Source organism: Streptomyces sp. NPDC002671 (assembly GCF_053592475.1).
Genome location: NZ_JBSFVU010000001.1, coordinates 65406 through 80528 on the forward strand (window position 1 = coordinate 65406; position 15123 = coordinate 80528).

Annotated in this window: 13 protein-coding genes; 6 read left to right on the forward strand and 7 right to left on the reverse strand. The window is 72.2% G+C overall.

Annotated elements, in window-relative coordinates:
• Window positions 1-26 precede the first annotated feature (26 nt).
• Complete coding sequence (locus tag ACWD35_RS00325; RefSeq protein WP_451348864.1) at window positions 27-848, reverse strand: AIM24 family protein; 822 nt, start codon at window positions 846-848, stop codon at window positions 27-29.
• A gap of 100 nt (window positions 849-948) precedes the next feature.
• Between ACWD35_RS00325 and ACWD35_RS00330 the strand changes: the two genes are divergently transcribed.
• On the forward strand, window positions 949-1722 hold the full coding sequence (locus tag ACWD35_RS00330) for an SDR family oxidoreductase (RefSeq protein ID WP_451348865.1): 774 nt from the start codon (window positions 949-951) through the stop codon (window positions 1720-1722).
• 63 nt (window positions 1723-1785) lie between these two features.
• On the opposite strand, the gene alc is transcribed toward ACWD35_RS00330, so the two are convergent.
• Both alc and allB read right to left on the reverse strand, forming a co-directional pair.
• Entirely contained in the window at window positions 1786-2901 is a 1116-nt protein-coding gene (alc, locus tag ACWD35_RS00335) for an allantoicase (RefSeq protein ID WP_451348866.1), read from the reverse strand.
• Between the two features lie 49 nt (window positions 2902-2950).
• A complete protein-coding gene (gene allB / locus ACWD35_RS00340) occupies window positions 2951-4285 on the reverse strand; it encodes an allantoinase AllB (protein ID WP_451348867.1) in 1335 nt (444 codons plus the stop codon).
• 275 nt (window positions 4286-4560) lie between these two features.
• Between allB and ACWD35_RS00345 the strand changes: the two genes are divergently transcribed.
• A complete protein-coding gene (locus ACWD35_RS00345; RefSeq protein ID WP_451348868.1) occupies window positions 4561-5355 on the forward strand; it encodes an IclR family transcriptional regulator in 795 nt (264 codons plus the stop codon).
• Between the two features lie 22 nt (window positions 5356-5377).
• Here the strand turns inward: ACWD35_RS00345 and ACWD35_RS00350 are convergent, their stop codons facing one another.
• Window positions 5378-5692: a DUF5955 family protein gene (locus ACWD35_RS00350; RefSeq protein WP_451348869.1), complete on the reverse strand. Its 315-nt coding sequence runs from the start codon at window positions 5690-5692 to the stop codon at window positions 5378-5380.
• Between the two features lie 129 nt (window positions 5693-5821).
• On the opposite strand from ACWD35_RS00350, the gene ACWD35_RS00355 reads away from it, so the two are divergent.
• Complete coding sequence (locus tag ACWD35_RS00355) at window positions 5822-6427, forward strand: nucleotidyltransferase family protein (RefSeq protein ID WP_451348870.1); 606 nt, start codon at window positions 5822-5824, stop codon at window positions 6425-6427.
• A 198-nt stretch (window positions 6428-6625) separates the two neighbouring features.
• Complete coding sequence (gene aceB / locus ACWD35_RS00360) at window positions 6626-8251, forward strand: malate synthase A (protein WP_451348871.1); 1626 nt, start codon at window positions 6626-6628, stop codon at window positions 8249-8251.
• A gap of 48 nt (window positions 8252-8299) precedes the next feature.
• On the opposite strand, the gene ACWD35_RS00365 is transcribed toward aceB, so the two are convergent.
• Window positions 8300-9214, reverse strand: a complete 915-nt coding sequence (locus ACWD35_RS00365; protein ID WP_451348872.1) for a HipA family kinase — start codon at window positions 9212-9214, stop codon at window positions 8300-8302.
• A 42-nt stretch (window positions 9215-9256) separates the two neighbouring features.
• On the reverse strand, window positions 9257-10288 hold the full coding sequence (gene trpS, locus ACWD35_RS00370; protein ID WP_451348873.1) for a tryptophan--tRNA ligase: 1032 nt from the start codon (window positions 10286-10288) through the stop codon (window positions 9257-9259).
• A 308-nt stretch (window positions 10289-10596) separates the two neighbouring features.
• On the opposite strand from trpS, the gene ACWD35_RS00375 reads away from it, so the two are divergent.
• Complete coding sequence (locus ACWD35_RS00375; RefSeq protein WP_451348874.1) at window positions 10597-11832, forward strand: FAD-dependent monooxygenase; 1236 nt, start codon at window positions 10597-10599, stop codon at window positions 11830-11832.
• Here ACWD35_RS00375 and ACWD35_RS00380 read toward each other — a convergent pair.
• Window positions 11829-13337, reverse strand: a complete 1509-nt coding sequence (locus ACWD35_RS00380) for an IucA/IucC family protein (protein ID WP_451348875.1) — start codon at window positions 13335-13337, stop codon at window positions 11829-11831. The two genes, ACWD35_RS00375 and ACWD35_RS00380, sit on opposite strands and share 4 nt — an antisense overlap.
• A 125-nt stretch (window positions 13338-13462) precedes the next feature.
• On the opposite strand from ACWD35_RS00380, the gene ACWD35_RS00385 reads away from it, so the two are divergent.
• The gene (locus ACWD35_RS00385; protein ID WP_451348876.1) at window positions 13463-14962 is read left to right on the forward strand and encodes an IucA/IucC family protein; all 1500 of its coding nucleotides are present in this window, start codon (window positions 13463-13465) and stop codon (window positions 14960-14962) included.
• The last annotated feature ends 161 nt before the right edge of the window (window positions 14963-15123 follow it).

The window sequence follows — 15123 nt, forward strand, 5'->3', positions numbered from 1 at the left end:
CCCGCCGTCACCCGCAACTCATCGGTTCAGCCGGCGTGTGTGGAGAACAGTCCGCCGGTCGGGCCCTGCTTGTCGCCGCCCTGGGCCTTCTTCAGGGCGTTGGCGAGGCTCTCGATGGTGAGCGACTGCAGGATCACCCGGCCGTTGCCCTCCAGGGTGGCCAGGGACAGGCCCTCGCCGCCGAAGACGGCGTTCATGATCCCCTGGCGGTTCAGGCCGCCGACGCGCTGGACGCCGTACTGGATGCCCTCCTCGAAGGCGACCACGCAGCCGGTGTCCACCTCGATGCGCCCGCCGAAGTCCGCCGGGTTGAGGTCGATGAAGTTGCCCGCCCCGGCGATGATCACCGTGCCGTGCCCGGTGAACTTCTCCAGGATGAAGCCCTCGCCGCCGCTCATGCCCGTGCGCCCGCCCTGGAAGGCGATGCCGAACTCGACGGTGGACTCGGCGGCCACGAAGGCGTCCTTCTCGGCGAACCACGCGCGTCTGCCGTCCAGTTCCAGGGCGCGCATCTCGCCCGGGAGCACGCCCGCGAAGCCGACCGTGCCCTCGCCGCCCTGGGCGGTGAAGTACTGGAACGCCAGCGACTCGCCGGCCAGCATGCGCTGCCCGACCTGCATGGCGGTACCCATGGCCTGGCGCAGCATGCCCCCCATGCCACCGCCCCCGCCCCCGCCGCTCTGCTGCTGACCACCGTTGCCGGACGGGCCGGACAGCCGCGTCTCCATGGTCACGTTCGTCGTCTTGAACAGGAACTTCCCCGCCTCGCAGTACACGGTCTGGCCGGGGTGCAGGTTGACGACCGCCATCTGCATGGCGGTGCCGACGATCTCTTGCTGAAGGGTCACGCGACGACAACGCGCGAGGGGGAGCGAAGAGTTCCGGCGCGCCGACATCCGTGTCCGTACGCCGCCAGCGAACGGTCCGTCCGGCCGCTGGGATGGAGCCATGACGACGACATACGGAACTCCCGGCGCAACGCACGGACCTCTTGACGGCAAGGTGGCCCTGGTCACCGGGGGCAGCCGGGGCATCGGCGCGGCGACGGCGCTGCGGCTCGCGCGGGCGGGCGCGGACGTGGCCGTGACCTATGTGAACGGCAAGGACGGGGCCGAGGAGGTCGTCCGGGCCGTACAGGCGCTGGGGCGCCGGGCGGTGGCCCTGCGCGCGGACTCCGCCGATGCCGATGAGGCGGCGGGCGCGGTGGAGCGCACCGTGGAGGCGCTGGGCGGACTGGACGTGCTGGTGAACAACGCGGGCGTGGGCGTCTTCGCACCGCTGGAGGGCCTCGCTCCGGCGGACGTCGACCGGGTGCTGGCGATCAACGTCCGCGGGGTGTTCCTGGCCTCCCAGGCGGCGGCGGTCCGCATGACCTCCGGGGCCCGGATCATCACCATCGGCACGTGCATGACGCAGCACGTTCCCGGGCCGGGCGGGACCCTTTACACGACGAGCAAGGCGGCCCTCGTGGGGCTGACCAAGGCGCTGGCCAGGGAGCTGGGCGAGCGTGGCATCACGGCGAACATCGTCCATCCGGGCCCGACCGACACCGACATGAACCCGGCGGACGGGCCGCAGGCCCCGGCCCAGGCGGCGATGACCGCCCTGGGCCGCTACGGCACGGCCGACGAGGTGGCCGCGACGGTGACCTACCTCGCCGGACCGGACGCCGCCTACGTCAGCGGCGCGGAGTTCGTGGTGGACGGAGGTTACGCGGCCTGAAGGAACGCGTGGGGCGCGCCGGTGCTGTCCGGGCCGGTGCGCCCCCGCGCGTGTGAGGGCGCGTCAGCCGCCCAGCTCCTGGTGGCGGGCCGACAGGGCGGCGCTGCCCTGCTCCGTCAGGGAGCCGAACAGGCGCAGGCGGGAGATGCCGCCGTCGGGGAAGATGTCCACCCGCGCGTGCGTGCCGACGGCCGGCTGCGGCAGCACGAAGCGGTGGTCGGTGTCGGGCTGGAGGCGGGTGCGCGGCAGGATCTCCGCCCAGTCGCCGTCCTCGCCGTCCTTCACCGAGACCGAGGCCCAGCCCGCGCTGTTGCCCTTCAGGTACGCAGTGTCGATCTCGATCGCGCGGATCTCGGACTGGGCGGCCAGCCGGTAGCGGATCCAGTCGTTGCCCTGGTCGCGGCGGCGGCGCGTCTCCCAGCCGTCGTCCATCTTGCGGGAGCGGCCCGGCTGGATGGTGTTGGTGGCCGGGGAGTAGAAGAGGTTGGAGGCGTCCTCGACCTGGCCGCCGTTCTCCAGCGCGACCACGTCGAAGGTGCCGAGCACGTCCAGCCACTTCGGGTCCGGTACGACCTCGCCGTACACGCGCAGGCGGGCGATGCCGCCGTCGGGGTGCTGGTTGACGCGCAGGTGCGTGAAGCGCTCTTCGACGGAGACGGCGAAACCGTTCGCCGCGTGGCCGCCGACGGCGGTGCGCGGAACGAGGGTCGTCCACTTCACGTCGTCGCCGAGCAGTTCCTCCGGGGAGGGGGAGCCGGGCACCGACGTGGCCTCGACCGACACGGCCTGCGGGTAGTTGCCGCGGAAGTGGGCGGTGTCGACGATGATCCCGCGGATCACACCGGGCGCGCCGAGCCGTACCAGCGCCCAGTCGTGGTCCTCGGCCGTCGGCCAGGGGTGCTCGGCAAAGACACCGCGCCGGCGGCGGGTCTCCCAGCCGTCCATGATCTTGCCCTTGTGCCCGAAGTGCTCGGGGTCGAACTCGGCCCGCTCGGGCACCAGGAGGTTCTCGCGCTGGGCGAAGAACTCGTCGTTGGCGGCGATGACACCGGCGCCGAGCTGCCGGTCGGCGAGGTTGGCGTACTGGGTGAAGGGGAAGTCGGCGGTGCGGTAGTCCGCGTACGGGTCGCCGCCTCCGTAGGGGTTCGCGTCGCCGGTGAAGGTAGGTATCGCCGTCACGGTGATCAGGGGTTCCTTTCGTGGTCGGCCGCTGCGGGTGCGGGGGTCGTCAGGGGCGGGTGAGCAGGGTGCCCTTCGGCGCGGTGAACTCGCCGTCGGCGACGATGCGTTCGCCGCGCAGCCAGGTGGACTTCACGACGCCGTACAGGGTCCGGCCGGCGTACGCGGTGACCCGGTTGCGGTGCTGGAGTGCGGCCGGGTCGACGGTGAAGGTCTCGTCGGGGGCGAGGACGGCGAAGTCGGCGTCGCGGCCGGCCTCGATGGCGCCCTTCTGCCCGAGGCCCACCAGGGCGGCCGTTTGCGTCGACATCCAGCGGACGACGTCCTCCAGGCCGTGGCCGCGCCCCCGGGCCTCGGTCCACACGGCGGAGAGGCTGAGCTGGAGGCCGGAGATGCCGCCCCAGGCGGTGGCGAAGTCGTCGGTCTTCAGGTCGGCCGTGGAGGGCGAGTGGTCGGTGACGACACAGTCGATGGTGCCGTCGGCGAGGGCCTCCCAGAGCAGGTCCTGGTTGGCGGCCTCACGGATGGGCGGGCAGCACTTGAACTCGCTGGCGCCGTCCGGGACTTCCTCGGCCGTGAGGGTGAGGTAGTGCGGGCAGGTCTCCACGGTGACGCGGACGCCCTCGGCGCGGGCGGCGCGGATCAGCGGCAGCGCGTCGCTGGAGGACAGGTGCAGGACGTGCACGCGCGCGTTCAGGCGCCGGGCCTGCGCGATCAGGGCCTCGACGGCCGTGTCCTCGGCGTCGCGCGGTCGGGAGGCGAGGAAGTCGGCGTACCGGGGGCCGCCGTGCTGCGGGGCGGCGGCCAGGTGGTTCGGGTCCTCGGCGTGCACGATCAGCAGCCCGTCGAAGCCGCTGATCTCCGCCAGGGACCGGGCGAGCCGGTCCTGGTCGAGGTGCGGGAACTCGTCCACGCCGGAAGGCGACAGGAACGCCTTGAAGCCGAAGACACCGGCGTCGTGCAGCGGGCGCAGGTCCTTGACGTTGTCGGGCAGGGCGCCGCCCCAGAAGCCGACGTCGATGTGCGCCTTGTCGGCGGCGACGCCCTGCTTCACCTTGAGATTCTCGACCGTGGTGGTCGGCGGCAGGGAGTTGAGCGGCATGTCGATCAGGGTGGTGATGCCGCCGGCCGCCGCCGCGCGCGTGGCGGTCCAGAAGCCCTCCCACTCGGTGCGGCCGGGGTCGTTGACGTGCACGTGGGTGTCGACCAGGCCGGGCAGCAGGACGTGGTCGCCGAAGTCCTCCAGCCGGGCCGTGGCGGGGACCTCGGCGTCGTACGGCAGTACGGCCGTGATCTTCCCGGCGGACACGGTGACCGTGGCGGCCCGCGTCCCTTCCGGAGTGATGACGCGCGTCGAGCGCAGCACCAGTTCAGCGTCGGACACCCGGACCCCTCTCTCTGCCGCCGTTTTACGCCCAGGAAAACGGGATTTACACCCACGTAACGGAATTCAACGTTCTGTTGAAGGAGTCTTCACTCCCGCTCCGGTGCCGTCAAGGGGCATGCCGCCGGGCAGCGCACCCCGAGTGCCCACTCTGGACGTTTCCACAGAACGGAATTAGAATTCCAGTAGGCAGAACGTAGCTACGCACAAGCAGGGAGTCAACCGACTCCCGGGTAGGCTGCTGCCCTTCCTGTCCGTCCCGAAAGGAACGCGCCGTGCCGACGTCCAGCGCCAGCACCAACGACTCCGCCAAGTCCTCCGCCGGCGGCGGGGTCCAGTCCCTGGAGCGCGCCTTCGATCTGCTGGAGCGGATGGCGGACGCGGGCGGCGAGGTCGGCCTGAGCGAGTTGTCCGCGACCAGCGGGCTGCCGCTGCCCACCATCCACCGCCTGATGCGCACGCTGGTCGCCTGCGGCTACGTACGGCAGCAGCCGAACCGGCGATACGCGCTCGGGCCGCGGCTGATCCGCCTCGGCGAGTCCGCCTCCCGGCTGCTCGGCACCTGGGCCCGCCCGTACCTCGCCCAGCTGGTGGAGGTGACCGGCGAGACGGCGAACATGGCGCTGCTGGACGGCGACGAGATCGTGTATGTGGCGCAGGTGCCGTCGAAGCACTCGATGCGGATGTTCACGGAGGTCGGGCGCCGGGTGCTGCCGCACTCCACGGGTGTCGGCAAGGCGCTGCTGGCGCATGTGCCCGACGAGGAGGTACGGGCCCTGCTCTCCCGCACGGGCATGCCCGCGGCGACGGAGAAGACCATCACCACGCCGGAAGGGTTCCTGGCGGCGCTGGAGGAGGTGCGCAGGCTCGGGTACGCCGTCGACGACAACGAGCAGGAGATCGGGGTGCGGTGCCTCGCGGTGTCCGTCCCGGACTCGCCCACGGCCGCGGCCATCTCCATCTCCGGGCCTGCGGGGCGGGTCACCGAGGCGGCGACGGACAAGATCGTGCCGGTGCTGCAGCAGGTCGCCGCCGAGCTGTCCCAGGCGCTGGCCAGCTCCGGCGTGTAAGCCTGTTCTTACGTTCGCGTTCCTACATCCTCGGTGATTCGCCGAACAGGTCCACCGCCGCCCTCACCTCCCCCAGTCCCTGCCCGAGCGCGCTGACCGAGCCGATCGCGCCCGCGATCAGCAGCAGGGAGCTGCGCAGGCGGGGGATCTCCGGGCTGCCGCCGGCGGCCATGGCGGCGAGGGCGGCGAGTTCGTCCTCGGCGATGGCCCGGTCCGGGAACTCCGCGGGGAGCGCGGCGAGTTCGCGTCGTAACCGGGACACGGCGGTCCGCAGTTCCGCCACTCTCGGGTCCTCGCCACTGCCGGTCACTGGCTTCTGCCCCAAGCTCCGCAACACAGCCCTCCCCCAGGCACGTCCTCGTGCGCGGGTCAGTAAACGCCACCGCGTGCGGGAGCGCCACAGCGCGCGCCGAAATTCAGCCCGCCGAAACCGGCCCGCTCAGCCCGCGTCAGGTATGCAGGACGCATGACGGACGAACTGCACGAGGAGGTCGCCGGGCTGCTGCTCGCCGCCGGTGGCGGCAGGCGGCTCGGAGGGCGGCCCAAGGCCCTGCTGGAGCACCGGGGGCGACTGCTGGTCGAGCATGCGGTGGGGGTGCTCAGGGCGGCCGGATGCCGGCGGATCCATGTCGTCCTCGGCGCACGGGCCGACGAGGTGCGCAGGCGCGCCGAGCTGTCCGGCTGCGTACTCGTGGACAACCCCGACTGGGCCGAGGGCATGGGCACCTCCCTGCGCGCCGGGCTCGGCTCGCTCGCGGGGACGGGGGCGCGCGCGGCCCTGGTGAGCCTGGTCGACCAGCCGGGCATCGGGGCCGAGGCGGTGGCGCGGGTGCTCGGTGCGTACAAGGACGAGGGCTCTCTGGCCTCAGCCGCCTACGACGGCGTGCGCGGGCATCCGGTCCTCTTCGGCGCGGCCCACTGGCCGGGTATCGCGGCGACCGCGACCGGCGACCGCGGGGCGCGCGCCTATCTGCAGGAGCACGCGGCGTCGGTCCGGCTCGTGGAGTGCGCGGACGTGGCCGAGCCGTACGACATCGACACCGAGGCCGACCTGAGCCACCTTGAGTCCTGAACCATCTTGAGTGAAGGGGGTGGCACCGAGCGCCACCTTGCCTCGACCCAGAGAATCTCGACATCAACAAACCATTGAAGTTCCACAATGAGGAAACTACTATCCACTGTTCAGAAGCGCCTGCCCGCACAGTCGGCGCTGTTCGCCCCGTTCGTGCCAGTTGGCACTTAGTGCCACCGCTGAAGGAAGTGACAGCTCATGTCCGCACCAGCGCCGTCCCCGCTGGCCATCGTCGACGCCGAGCCCCTGCCCCGGCAGGAGGAGGTCCTCACCGACGCGGCGCTCGCCTTCGTGGCCGAGCTGCACCGGCGGTTCACACCGCGCCGCAACGACCTCCTCGCCCGCCGCGCCGAGCGCCGCGCCGAGATCGCCCGCACCTCCACGCTCGACTTCCTCCCGGAGACGGCCGCCGTCCGCGCGGACGACTCCTGGAAGGTCGCACCGGCCCCGGCCGCGCTGAACGACCGGCGCGTCGAGATCACCGGCCCCACCGACCGCAAGATGACGATCAACGCGCTCAACTCGGGCGCGAAGGTCTGGCTCGCCGACTTCGAGGACGCCTCGGCGCCCACCTGGGAGAACGTGGTCCTCGGCCAGATCAACCTGATCGACGCCTACACCCGGAACATCGACTTCACCGACCCCAGGTCCGGCAAGTCGTACGCCCTCAAGGCGAACGAGGACCTCGCCACCGTCGTCATGCGCCCGCGCGGCTGGCACCTGGACGAGCGGCACCTCGTCGACGCCGACGGCCACGCCGTGCCGGGCGCCTTCGTCGACTTCGGCCTGTACTTCTTCCACAACGCCCAGCGCCTGCTGGACCTCGGCAAGGGCCCGTACTTCTACCTGCCGAAGACCGAGACGCACCTCGAAGCGCGGCTGTGGAACGACGTGTTCGTCTTCGCGCAGGACTACGTCGGTATCCCGCAGGGCACCATCCGTGCCACCGTCCTCATCGAGACGATCACCGCCGCGTACGAGATGGAGGAGATCCTCTACGAACTCCGCGACCACGCCTCGGGGCTGAACGCGGGACGCTGGGACTACCTGTTCTCCATCGTGAAGAACTTCCGTGACGGCGGCCCGAAGTTCGTCCTGCCGGACCGCAACGCCGTGACGATGACCGCCCCGTTCATGCGGGCCTACACCGAACTCCTCGTCCGCACCTGCCACAAGCGCGGCGCGCACGCGATCGGCGGCATGGCGGCGTTCATCCCCTCCCGCAAGGACGCCGAGGTCAACAAGGTCGCCTTCGAGAAGGTCCGCGCCGACAAGGACCGCGAGGCGAACGACGGTTTCGACGGCTCCTGGGTCGCCCACCCCGACCTGGTGCCGATCGCCATGGAGTCCTTCGACCGGGTCCTCGGCGACAGGCCGAACCAGAAGGACCGGCTGCGCGAGGACGTCCACGTGGCGGCGGCCGACCTCATCGCGATCGACTCACTCGCCGCAAAGCCGACGTACGCCGGTCTCGTCAACGCCGTCCAGGTCGGCATCCGTTACATCGAGGCCTGGCTGCGCGGGCTCGGCGCGGTCGCCATCTTCAACCTGATGGAGGACGCGGCGACCGCCGAGATCTCCCGCTCGCAGATCTGGCAGTGGATCAACGCGGGCGTCGAGTTCGAGAACGGCGAAAAGGCCACCCCGGAGCTGGCCCGCAAGGTCGCCGCCGAGGAACTGGGCGCCATCCGCAAGGAGATCGGCGAGGAAGCCTTCGCGGCCGGGCACTGGCAGGAGGCGCACGACCTGCTGCTCCAGGTGTCCCTGGACGAGAACTACGCCGACTTCCTCACCCTGCCGGCGTACCGGCAGCTCAAGGGCTGACGCCCACCCGACCGCGGCCCCGGGGAATCCCCCGGGGCCGTTACGCGCTCAGCCCAGGTGCGCGGACCAGTCCTGTTCCGCCGCGGGCTTGCCGTGCAGGTCGGGGACGCGCTTGAGCCAGTCCGGGCGGCCCGCCTGCGTCTTCGCCGCGCGGGCGGCCTCCTCGGCCGCGAGCTGCTGCCGGCTCGGGAAGTCGGTGGGCAGCCACTCGGCGGAGAGCCGTACACGCGCGAGGAGGTAGTCGACGTAGGCCGCGCGGACGTCGTCGGGGGTCGCGAACCCGGCGTCCTCGGCCAGCCAGGGGTCCGGGACCTCGGCGACGATCCCGCGCAGCAGCTCCTCGGTCACCCGGGGGGCCAGTTCGGCGTCGGCGGCGCGGACGTCGGGGCCGTAGTGGCCGAGGGCGTGGTGCCGGAAGTCGTACTTCTTGCCCGGGGTCCTGGTGTCCCAGCGGTGGTGGAAGACCAGGGCGGCGCCGTGGTCGATGAGCCACAGGCGCGGCGGGACGGTGCCGAGCGTCGGCCAGACCATCAGGTTGGAACTGTGCACCGTACGGTCCACGTTGACGGTCAGCGCGTCCAGCCAGACGATCCGGCCGGCCTCCAGCGGGTCCACGGGGAAGGTCTTCGCGAGTTCCGGGGTGAAGTCCCGCGCGCCCGGCAGATAGTCCATGCCGAGGTTGACGCCCGCGCTGGCGCCGTGCAGGTCGCGCACCTCCTGGTGCGGCTCCTCGGCGGCGATCGCCGGGTCGAAGTGGACGAGGACCAGTTCGGGGAAGCGCAGGCCGAGCGCACGCGCCAGCTCGCCGACGATCACCTCGGCGACCAGCGCCTTGTGGCCCTGCGCGGAGCCGGTGAACTTCACGACGTACGTGCCCAGGTCGTCGGCCTCGACGACTCCGGGCACGGAGCCGCCGGAGTGCAGGGGTTCGACGTAGCGGGTTGCGGTGACTTCAGTCAGCATTTGTGAGCATAGTAACCGGGCGTGACGGACCGGGCGGGATGGTCAGTAGTGGCTGTTCATGGCAGCACGCACCTCGCTGAGCGTGGCATGGGCCACCGCCCTGGCCCGCTCGTTTCCTTCGCGCAGCACCTCGCGGACGTGGGCGCGGTCCTGTGCGTACTCGGTTCGGCGGGCCCTGATCGGGGCCAGGTACTCGTTGACCGCCTCGGTCACGGTCTTCTTCAGCGCGGCGGCTCCCGCGGAGCCGATGCCGGCGGCCACCTCCTCGGGGGTCCGGTTCTGGCAGAGAGCTGCCAGCAGCAGGAGGGAGGACACCTCGGGGCGCGTGGCCGGGTCGTAGGTGATGTGGCGCTCGGAGTCGGTCCTGGCCCCCTTCAGCAGGCGGGCGGTCTCGTCGGCGGAGGCGGCCAGGGTGATGCCATTGCGGCGGCTCTTGCTCATCTTGGTGCCGTCCGTACCGAGCAGCAGCGGAGCGCTGGACAGCAGGGCATCGGGCTCGGGGAACACGGGGGTGCCGTTGCCGTAGCGGTCGTTGAAGCGGCGGGCGACGGTGCGGGTGAGTTCGAGGTGCGGGAGCTGGTCCTGGCCGACCGGGACCAGGTTGCCCTTGCAGAAGAGGATGTCGGCGGCCTGGTGGACGGGATAGGTGAACATCAGGCCGCTGACGGCGGACTGGCGCGAGTGGGCGATCTCGTCCTTGACCGTGGGATTGCGGTTCAGCTCGGCGACGGAGACGAGGCTCAGGAAGGGCAGCATCAGCTGGTTGAGGGCGGGGACGGCGCTGTGCGTGAAGATCGTGCTGCGGGCCGGGTCCACGCCGACGGCGAGGTAGTCCAGCACCAGTTCCTCGACGTGTCCGGTCAGGTCGTCCGCGACATCGCGGTCGGTCAGGACCTGGTAGTCCGCGATGATCACGAACATCTCCACTCCGAGGTCCTGGAGGCGGACCCGGTTGTGCAGCGTGCCGAAGTAGTGGCCGAGGTGCAGGCGGCCGGTGGGGCGGTCGCCGGTCAGCACCCGGAAATGTGCCGGGTCCTTGACGATCAGTTCTTCCAGCTGGGCGGTGGTGTTCACGACATCTCCTGGTGGGTCGGGTCGGTCTCGCCGTGCGGAGGACACGAGCCCTGGTCCAGGGAACGAAAAAGGGCCGTCCATCCGAACGGCCCGGGCGCATGAGGGTCATGCATGAGAGGTGGCCGCTCCTAAGCGGAGCGCCACCAGCTCAGACATGACGAAAGATGCATGGGCGCAGCATAGCGTCCAGCGGCACGCCGTCGGCCTGGATTGCACTGTCGGGTGGCGGAGCCGGGCTGCCAGCATGGTCGCGAAGCCACGCGCCTGATCGGCGCGGGCAGGGGAGGACGAACCCGGGGGGGCGCGGAATGCGTGGTGGCAGAGTTGCGGTCGTGGGCGGGAGCATCGCCGGATGCGCGGCGGCGCTCGCGCTGGCGCGGGGCGGGGCCGAGGGGATCACGGTGTACGAACGTGCGTCGCACCGCCTGGCCGACCGCGGGGTCGGGCTCGCCGTGCACGACGCCCGCTACGCGGAGCTGGAGGCGGCCGGCCGGCTCGACGCCTCGATGCCGTGGGTGGGGCTGGTCCGCCGCCGCTGGTACGTCCGGGCCGACGCGGCGGCACACGGCCCGCTCGGCCGCGAGATCGGCGTGATGCCCTTCCCGTTCCGCACCTACAACTGGGGCCCGCTCTGGCACGCGCTGCGCAGCCGGGTGCCCGAGGCGGCGGACTTCCGGGCCGGTTCTGCTGTGGAGGCGGTAGAGGTGACACCCCGGGGCGCCGAGGTGCACGCGGACGGGCGCAGCGAGCGGTACGACCTGGTGATCGGCGCGGACGGCTACCGCTCGACCGTGCGCGCGGCCGTGTACGCCGACGTCCGCCCCCGGTACGCCGGGTACCTGGCCTGGCGCGGCGCGTATCCGTCGGAGCGGCTGCGCGACCCGCAGCTGTGGGCCGAGGACGAGTGCGTGTACGTCGTCTTCGAGGGCGGCCATCTCATCGTGTACCGCATCCCGGATCCGGCCTCCGGCGGCCACCGGGTCAACTGGGTGCTGTACACGGCCCCGCCGCCGGGTCTCGACCAGGGCCTGGAGACACCCACGAGCCTGCCCCCGGGCACGGCGGGCGACGGACTGCGCGCCCATCTGGCCTACGTCGCGGCCGAGTTGCTGCCGCCCTACTGGGGCGACCTGGTGCGGGCGACGACGCACGAGGAGCTGTTCCTCCAGCCGATGTACGACTTTTCGGCGCCGCGTTACACGGTGGGCCGTGCGCTGCTCATGGGCGACGCGGCCACGGTCGCGCGCCCGCACACCGGCGCCGGCGCCGTCAAGGCGCTCCAGGACGCCACGGTCCTGGAGTCGGCCATGACGTCGGCGGCCACCTGGTCCGACGCCCTGGCCGCGTACGACGCCGACCGCACGCCCTCCGGCCGGGTCCTGGTCGACCTGGGGCGGCGGCTCGGGCGGGCCCTGGTCCAGGAGACCCCCAACTGGCGGACGCTCGACCAGGCGGGCCTGGAGACCTGGTGGAAGCAGGCGGACGGGACGGGGGCGTTCGGCGGGCGGGAGCTGCGGCGCGGGGATCGCGGGGACAGGGCCTAGGTCCCGCTTCCTGCCAGCGGGTTCGGCAGGGGCAGATAGCGGGCGTCCGCGCCGTCCGCGCCGGTCCAGCGCAGCAGCAGGTTGGTCTTGCCCGGCAGGGTCGGCGAGGCGAGCAGCGCGGGTATCTCGGGCAGGTCGTGCCGGGCGAGTTCGCGGCGGGCGGCGGGCCAGGGGTCGAGGCCGGGGTGGTGTTCGGCGAGGGCGGCGGCGATCTCGGTGAGGTGGTTGACGACCAGGCAGTACACCAGCCGCTCCCAGCCCGCCGCCCGGGACACGTCCGGCAGCAGCTTGGCGCCCTCGGCGTCCCGGAACAGCGCCTGCACGGGCGTCCCGGCCGCGTCCACGGCGACGAGCGTGTTCTGCAGGTGCGCCTCCAGGACGACGCCGTGCTCGGCGAACGCCGTGAGGGCGGGCGGCACGACCTGGCGCAGGTACGCCTCCCACCAGGCCTCCGGGTCCGCCGCGGCGGCCAGCGGACTGCCGTCGAAGCCCTCGGCCAGCCCGGCGGCGAGCAGCGGGGTGGCACCGGGCAGCAAGTGGCCGCGCAGGCCGTCACGGACGAGGACGGCCAACTCCTCGAAGGCGAAGGCCGCGGTGCGGTAGCCGCGGTCGCTCAGCCAGGCCGCGGGCCGGCCCATCGCGGCGAAGGCCTGCGTGACCGCCGTATCGGTGCGGCGCAGTTTCAGCAGGTCGTGGCGCCACAGCCGGCGGATGTCGTTGGTGATGCGGACGTCCAGGCTGAATTTCAGGAACAGGTCGCGCCCGGGCTCGTACACCGTGCGGACGGCGGCCGTGGGCCAGGCGGCGAAGGGGGTGGTGCCGAGCCGGACCAGGCGGCCGTCGGCGAAGGAGGGGGCGAGCTCACGGGCGACGAGGCCGAGCTGCCAGGGGTGGGCGGGCAGCAGCCGGTAGCCGGGCGGAGCGGTGCCGAGGGCGTCCAGGGCGCTCGTGTCGCCCTCCTCGGCCACCTGGTCCTCGCGGACGCCGAGCAGCACCAGCGGGAAGCGGGCGTGGGCCTCGGGGGCGTACGGCAGCCAGGACGCGGCCGGGCCGCCGCCGCGCGCCTTCGGGGCCGGGTGGCAGGGGTGGCCGGTGATCAGCGACTGCTCGGAGCGCAGGTACGGGTCCTCGGGCGGGGTCACCGTCGAGCGCGCGCAGAGCAGGGCCGCCACCGCCTCCCGGCTGTCGACCATCTCCGCGGGCAGGTCGCCGCCGGACAGCCCGGTGTGCCGGCGCAGCTCCTCGGTGACCAGTTTGACCAGCTCGGTGTGGCCGAGCCGGTGCCAGGCCCCGGCCGTGCGCACTTCGGGGTCGGCGGGCCGCCGGCCGTCCCGCACGCGCAGCAGCCGCCCGCCGCCCGGGAGCCGGTAGACGCGCCGGTCCCCGGAGTCCGGCAGCGGCTCGGCCAGCTCCCGCAGCAGACAGTTGAGCAGGGGGGCAGCCGCGTACGCGTCGGCACGCAGGCCGACGGTGTCGGCGGGGGGCTTGAGGTCCACGCGTTCCATTCGTTCTTCGTCCGGGACCGGCCGCGGCCGTCCCCTGGTCTCTGGGCCGGGGAGCCGGTCGCGACCAGTATGTCTGTCGTACGCGACAATCCTGCCTTGAGCAGTGCGTACCCGAGGAGCCGACCGTGTCCCGTCCCCCCACCGCCGAGACGAGGATCGCCGATGAGTTGGCGGCCGTCCGGCCCGCCCTGGCGGCCCGGTACGCGGCGGAGCTGCCCGGCGCCCGCGCGGCCGTGCTGAGCCGCCTGTGGCGGGCGCTCGCCCACGAGCCGCTGCCGTGGATCACTGGCAGGGTGCGGGGGGTGTACGGCCTGGCCCTGCGGCTGGCTGACGGCCGCACGCTGCACGGCCCGCACGCGGACCCGTACGCGACGAGCGCCTACGTGAGCGCCGTGCGCCTCGGCCAGGAGCGCTACGACGATCCGGCGCGGCTGATGACCGATCTCGCGGTGCCGCACGCGGCGGACTTCGCGGCCGAACTTGCCCACAGCGTAGCCTCGTTGGCGCTGTCGCGGGCCGACGCAGACCACCCGAAGGAGTGGCCCGAGCGGGACTGGGAGTGGGAGCAGCGGGTGGTGGACGGCCACCCCTTCCACCCCAACTGCCGTTCCCGTCCCGGCTTCTCGGTGACGGACCAGCTGGCGTACGGCCCCGAACACGGCCCGGTGGTGGAGCTGAGGACCGTACCGATGCCGCTCGCCGAGTGCCTGCTGAGCGGGGAGTGGCCGGAGGAACTGCGGGACGGGGAGCGCCTGTTGCTGCCGGTGCACCCGTGGCAGGCGGCGCATGTGCTGAAGCGGTCGTCCGCCCCCTGGCGCCCCGCGCACCCGCTCATGTCCCTGCGCACCCTGGCCGTGCCGGACGGGCCGCACGTCAAGACAGCTCTGAGTGCGCGGCTGACCTCCTCGGTGCGGGACATCTCCGCATACTCGATCGAGACGGCGGCGACCCTGTCGTCCTTCGCGACAGACCTGGCCACCCGCACCGACGGCCTGCTGCACATCACCCGCACCCTGGGCGCGGCCACCGCCCACTCCCCCGATCTGGCGGCCGTACTGCGCGAGTCCCCCCAGGCGTACGCGGGTCCGGGCGAGCGGGTGGTGCCGGTGGCCGCGCTGGCCACGACGCAGCTGCCCGACTCCCCCGCCTGGCTGGCCGCCTTCACCCGCCTCACCCTCACGGTCGGTCTACGGCTGCTGGACCTCGGGGTGGCCCTGGAGGCCCACGGCCAGAACCTCCTGGTGATCCTCTCGGCCGACCACACCCCCGTCCGCCTCGTCTACCGCGACCTCGCCGACCTCCGCATCAGCCCAGCCCGCCTCACCCGCCACGGCATCGCCCCACCCGCCCTGACCGGCCGCCTGATCACGGACGACGAAACGACCCTGCGCCGCAAGCTGTTCGGCTCCCTGGTGGCGGGGGCGCTTGCCGGTACGGCGGGGTCGGGCGCGGCGCTGGGGGCGGCGCTGGCGGCGGCCACACCGGAGCTTCCGGACACGGCAGACCTGCGGGCGCTACGCGAAGGCCCGGTCCCCGCAAAGGCGTTGACGCTGATGCGCCTGTCGCCTGGGCTCCGGGGAGACATCTGGGCCGGCCTGCCCAACCCGCTCACTCTGCTGAACTGATTTCGCGTCATATCCTTGCAGGAAAGAGGCGTTGGCCTCCCAATCCTCGAGAGCAGAAGATAACTGACGCCGACAGCAGTGACGGACTGATGACGCCGATCCGCCCCGAACAGCTGGAGCCGAGGGCGGTGATCGCGCAATCGCCGGACAACCAGTGCCCG

Coding starts and splice junctions, on each gene's coding strand:
- ACWD35_RS00380 (WP_451348875.1), bottom strand. CDS start 13,337: ATGGAACGCGTGGACCTCAAGCCCCCCGCCGACACCGTCGGCCTGCGT.
- ACWD35_RS00355 (WP_451348870.1), top strand. CDS start 5,822: ATGACGGACGAACTGCACGAGGAGGTCGCCGGGCTGCTGCTCGCCGCC.
- aceB (WP_451348871.1), top strand. CDS start 6,626: ATGTCCGCACCAGCGCCGTCCCCGCTGGCCATCGTCGACGCCGAGCCC.
- ACWD35_RS00330 (WP_451348865.1), top strand. CDS start 949: ATGACGACGACATACGGAACTCCCGGCGCAACGCACGGACCTCTTGAC.
- ACWD35_RS00375 (WP_451348874.1), top strand. CDS start 10,597: ATGCGTGGTGGCAGAGTTGCGGTCGTGGGCGGGAGCATCGCCGGATGC.
- ACWD35_RS00365 (WP_451348872.1), bottom strand. CDS start 9,214: ATGCTGACTGAAGTCACCGCAACCCGCTACGTCGAACCCCTGCACTCC.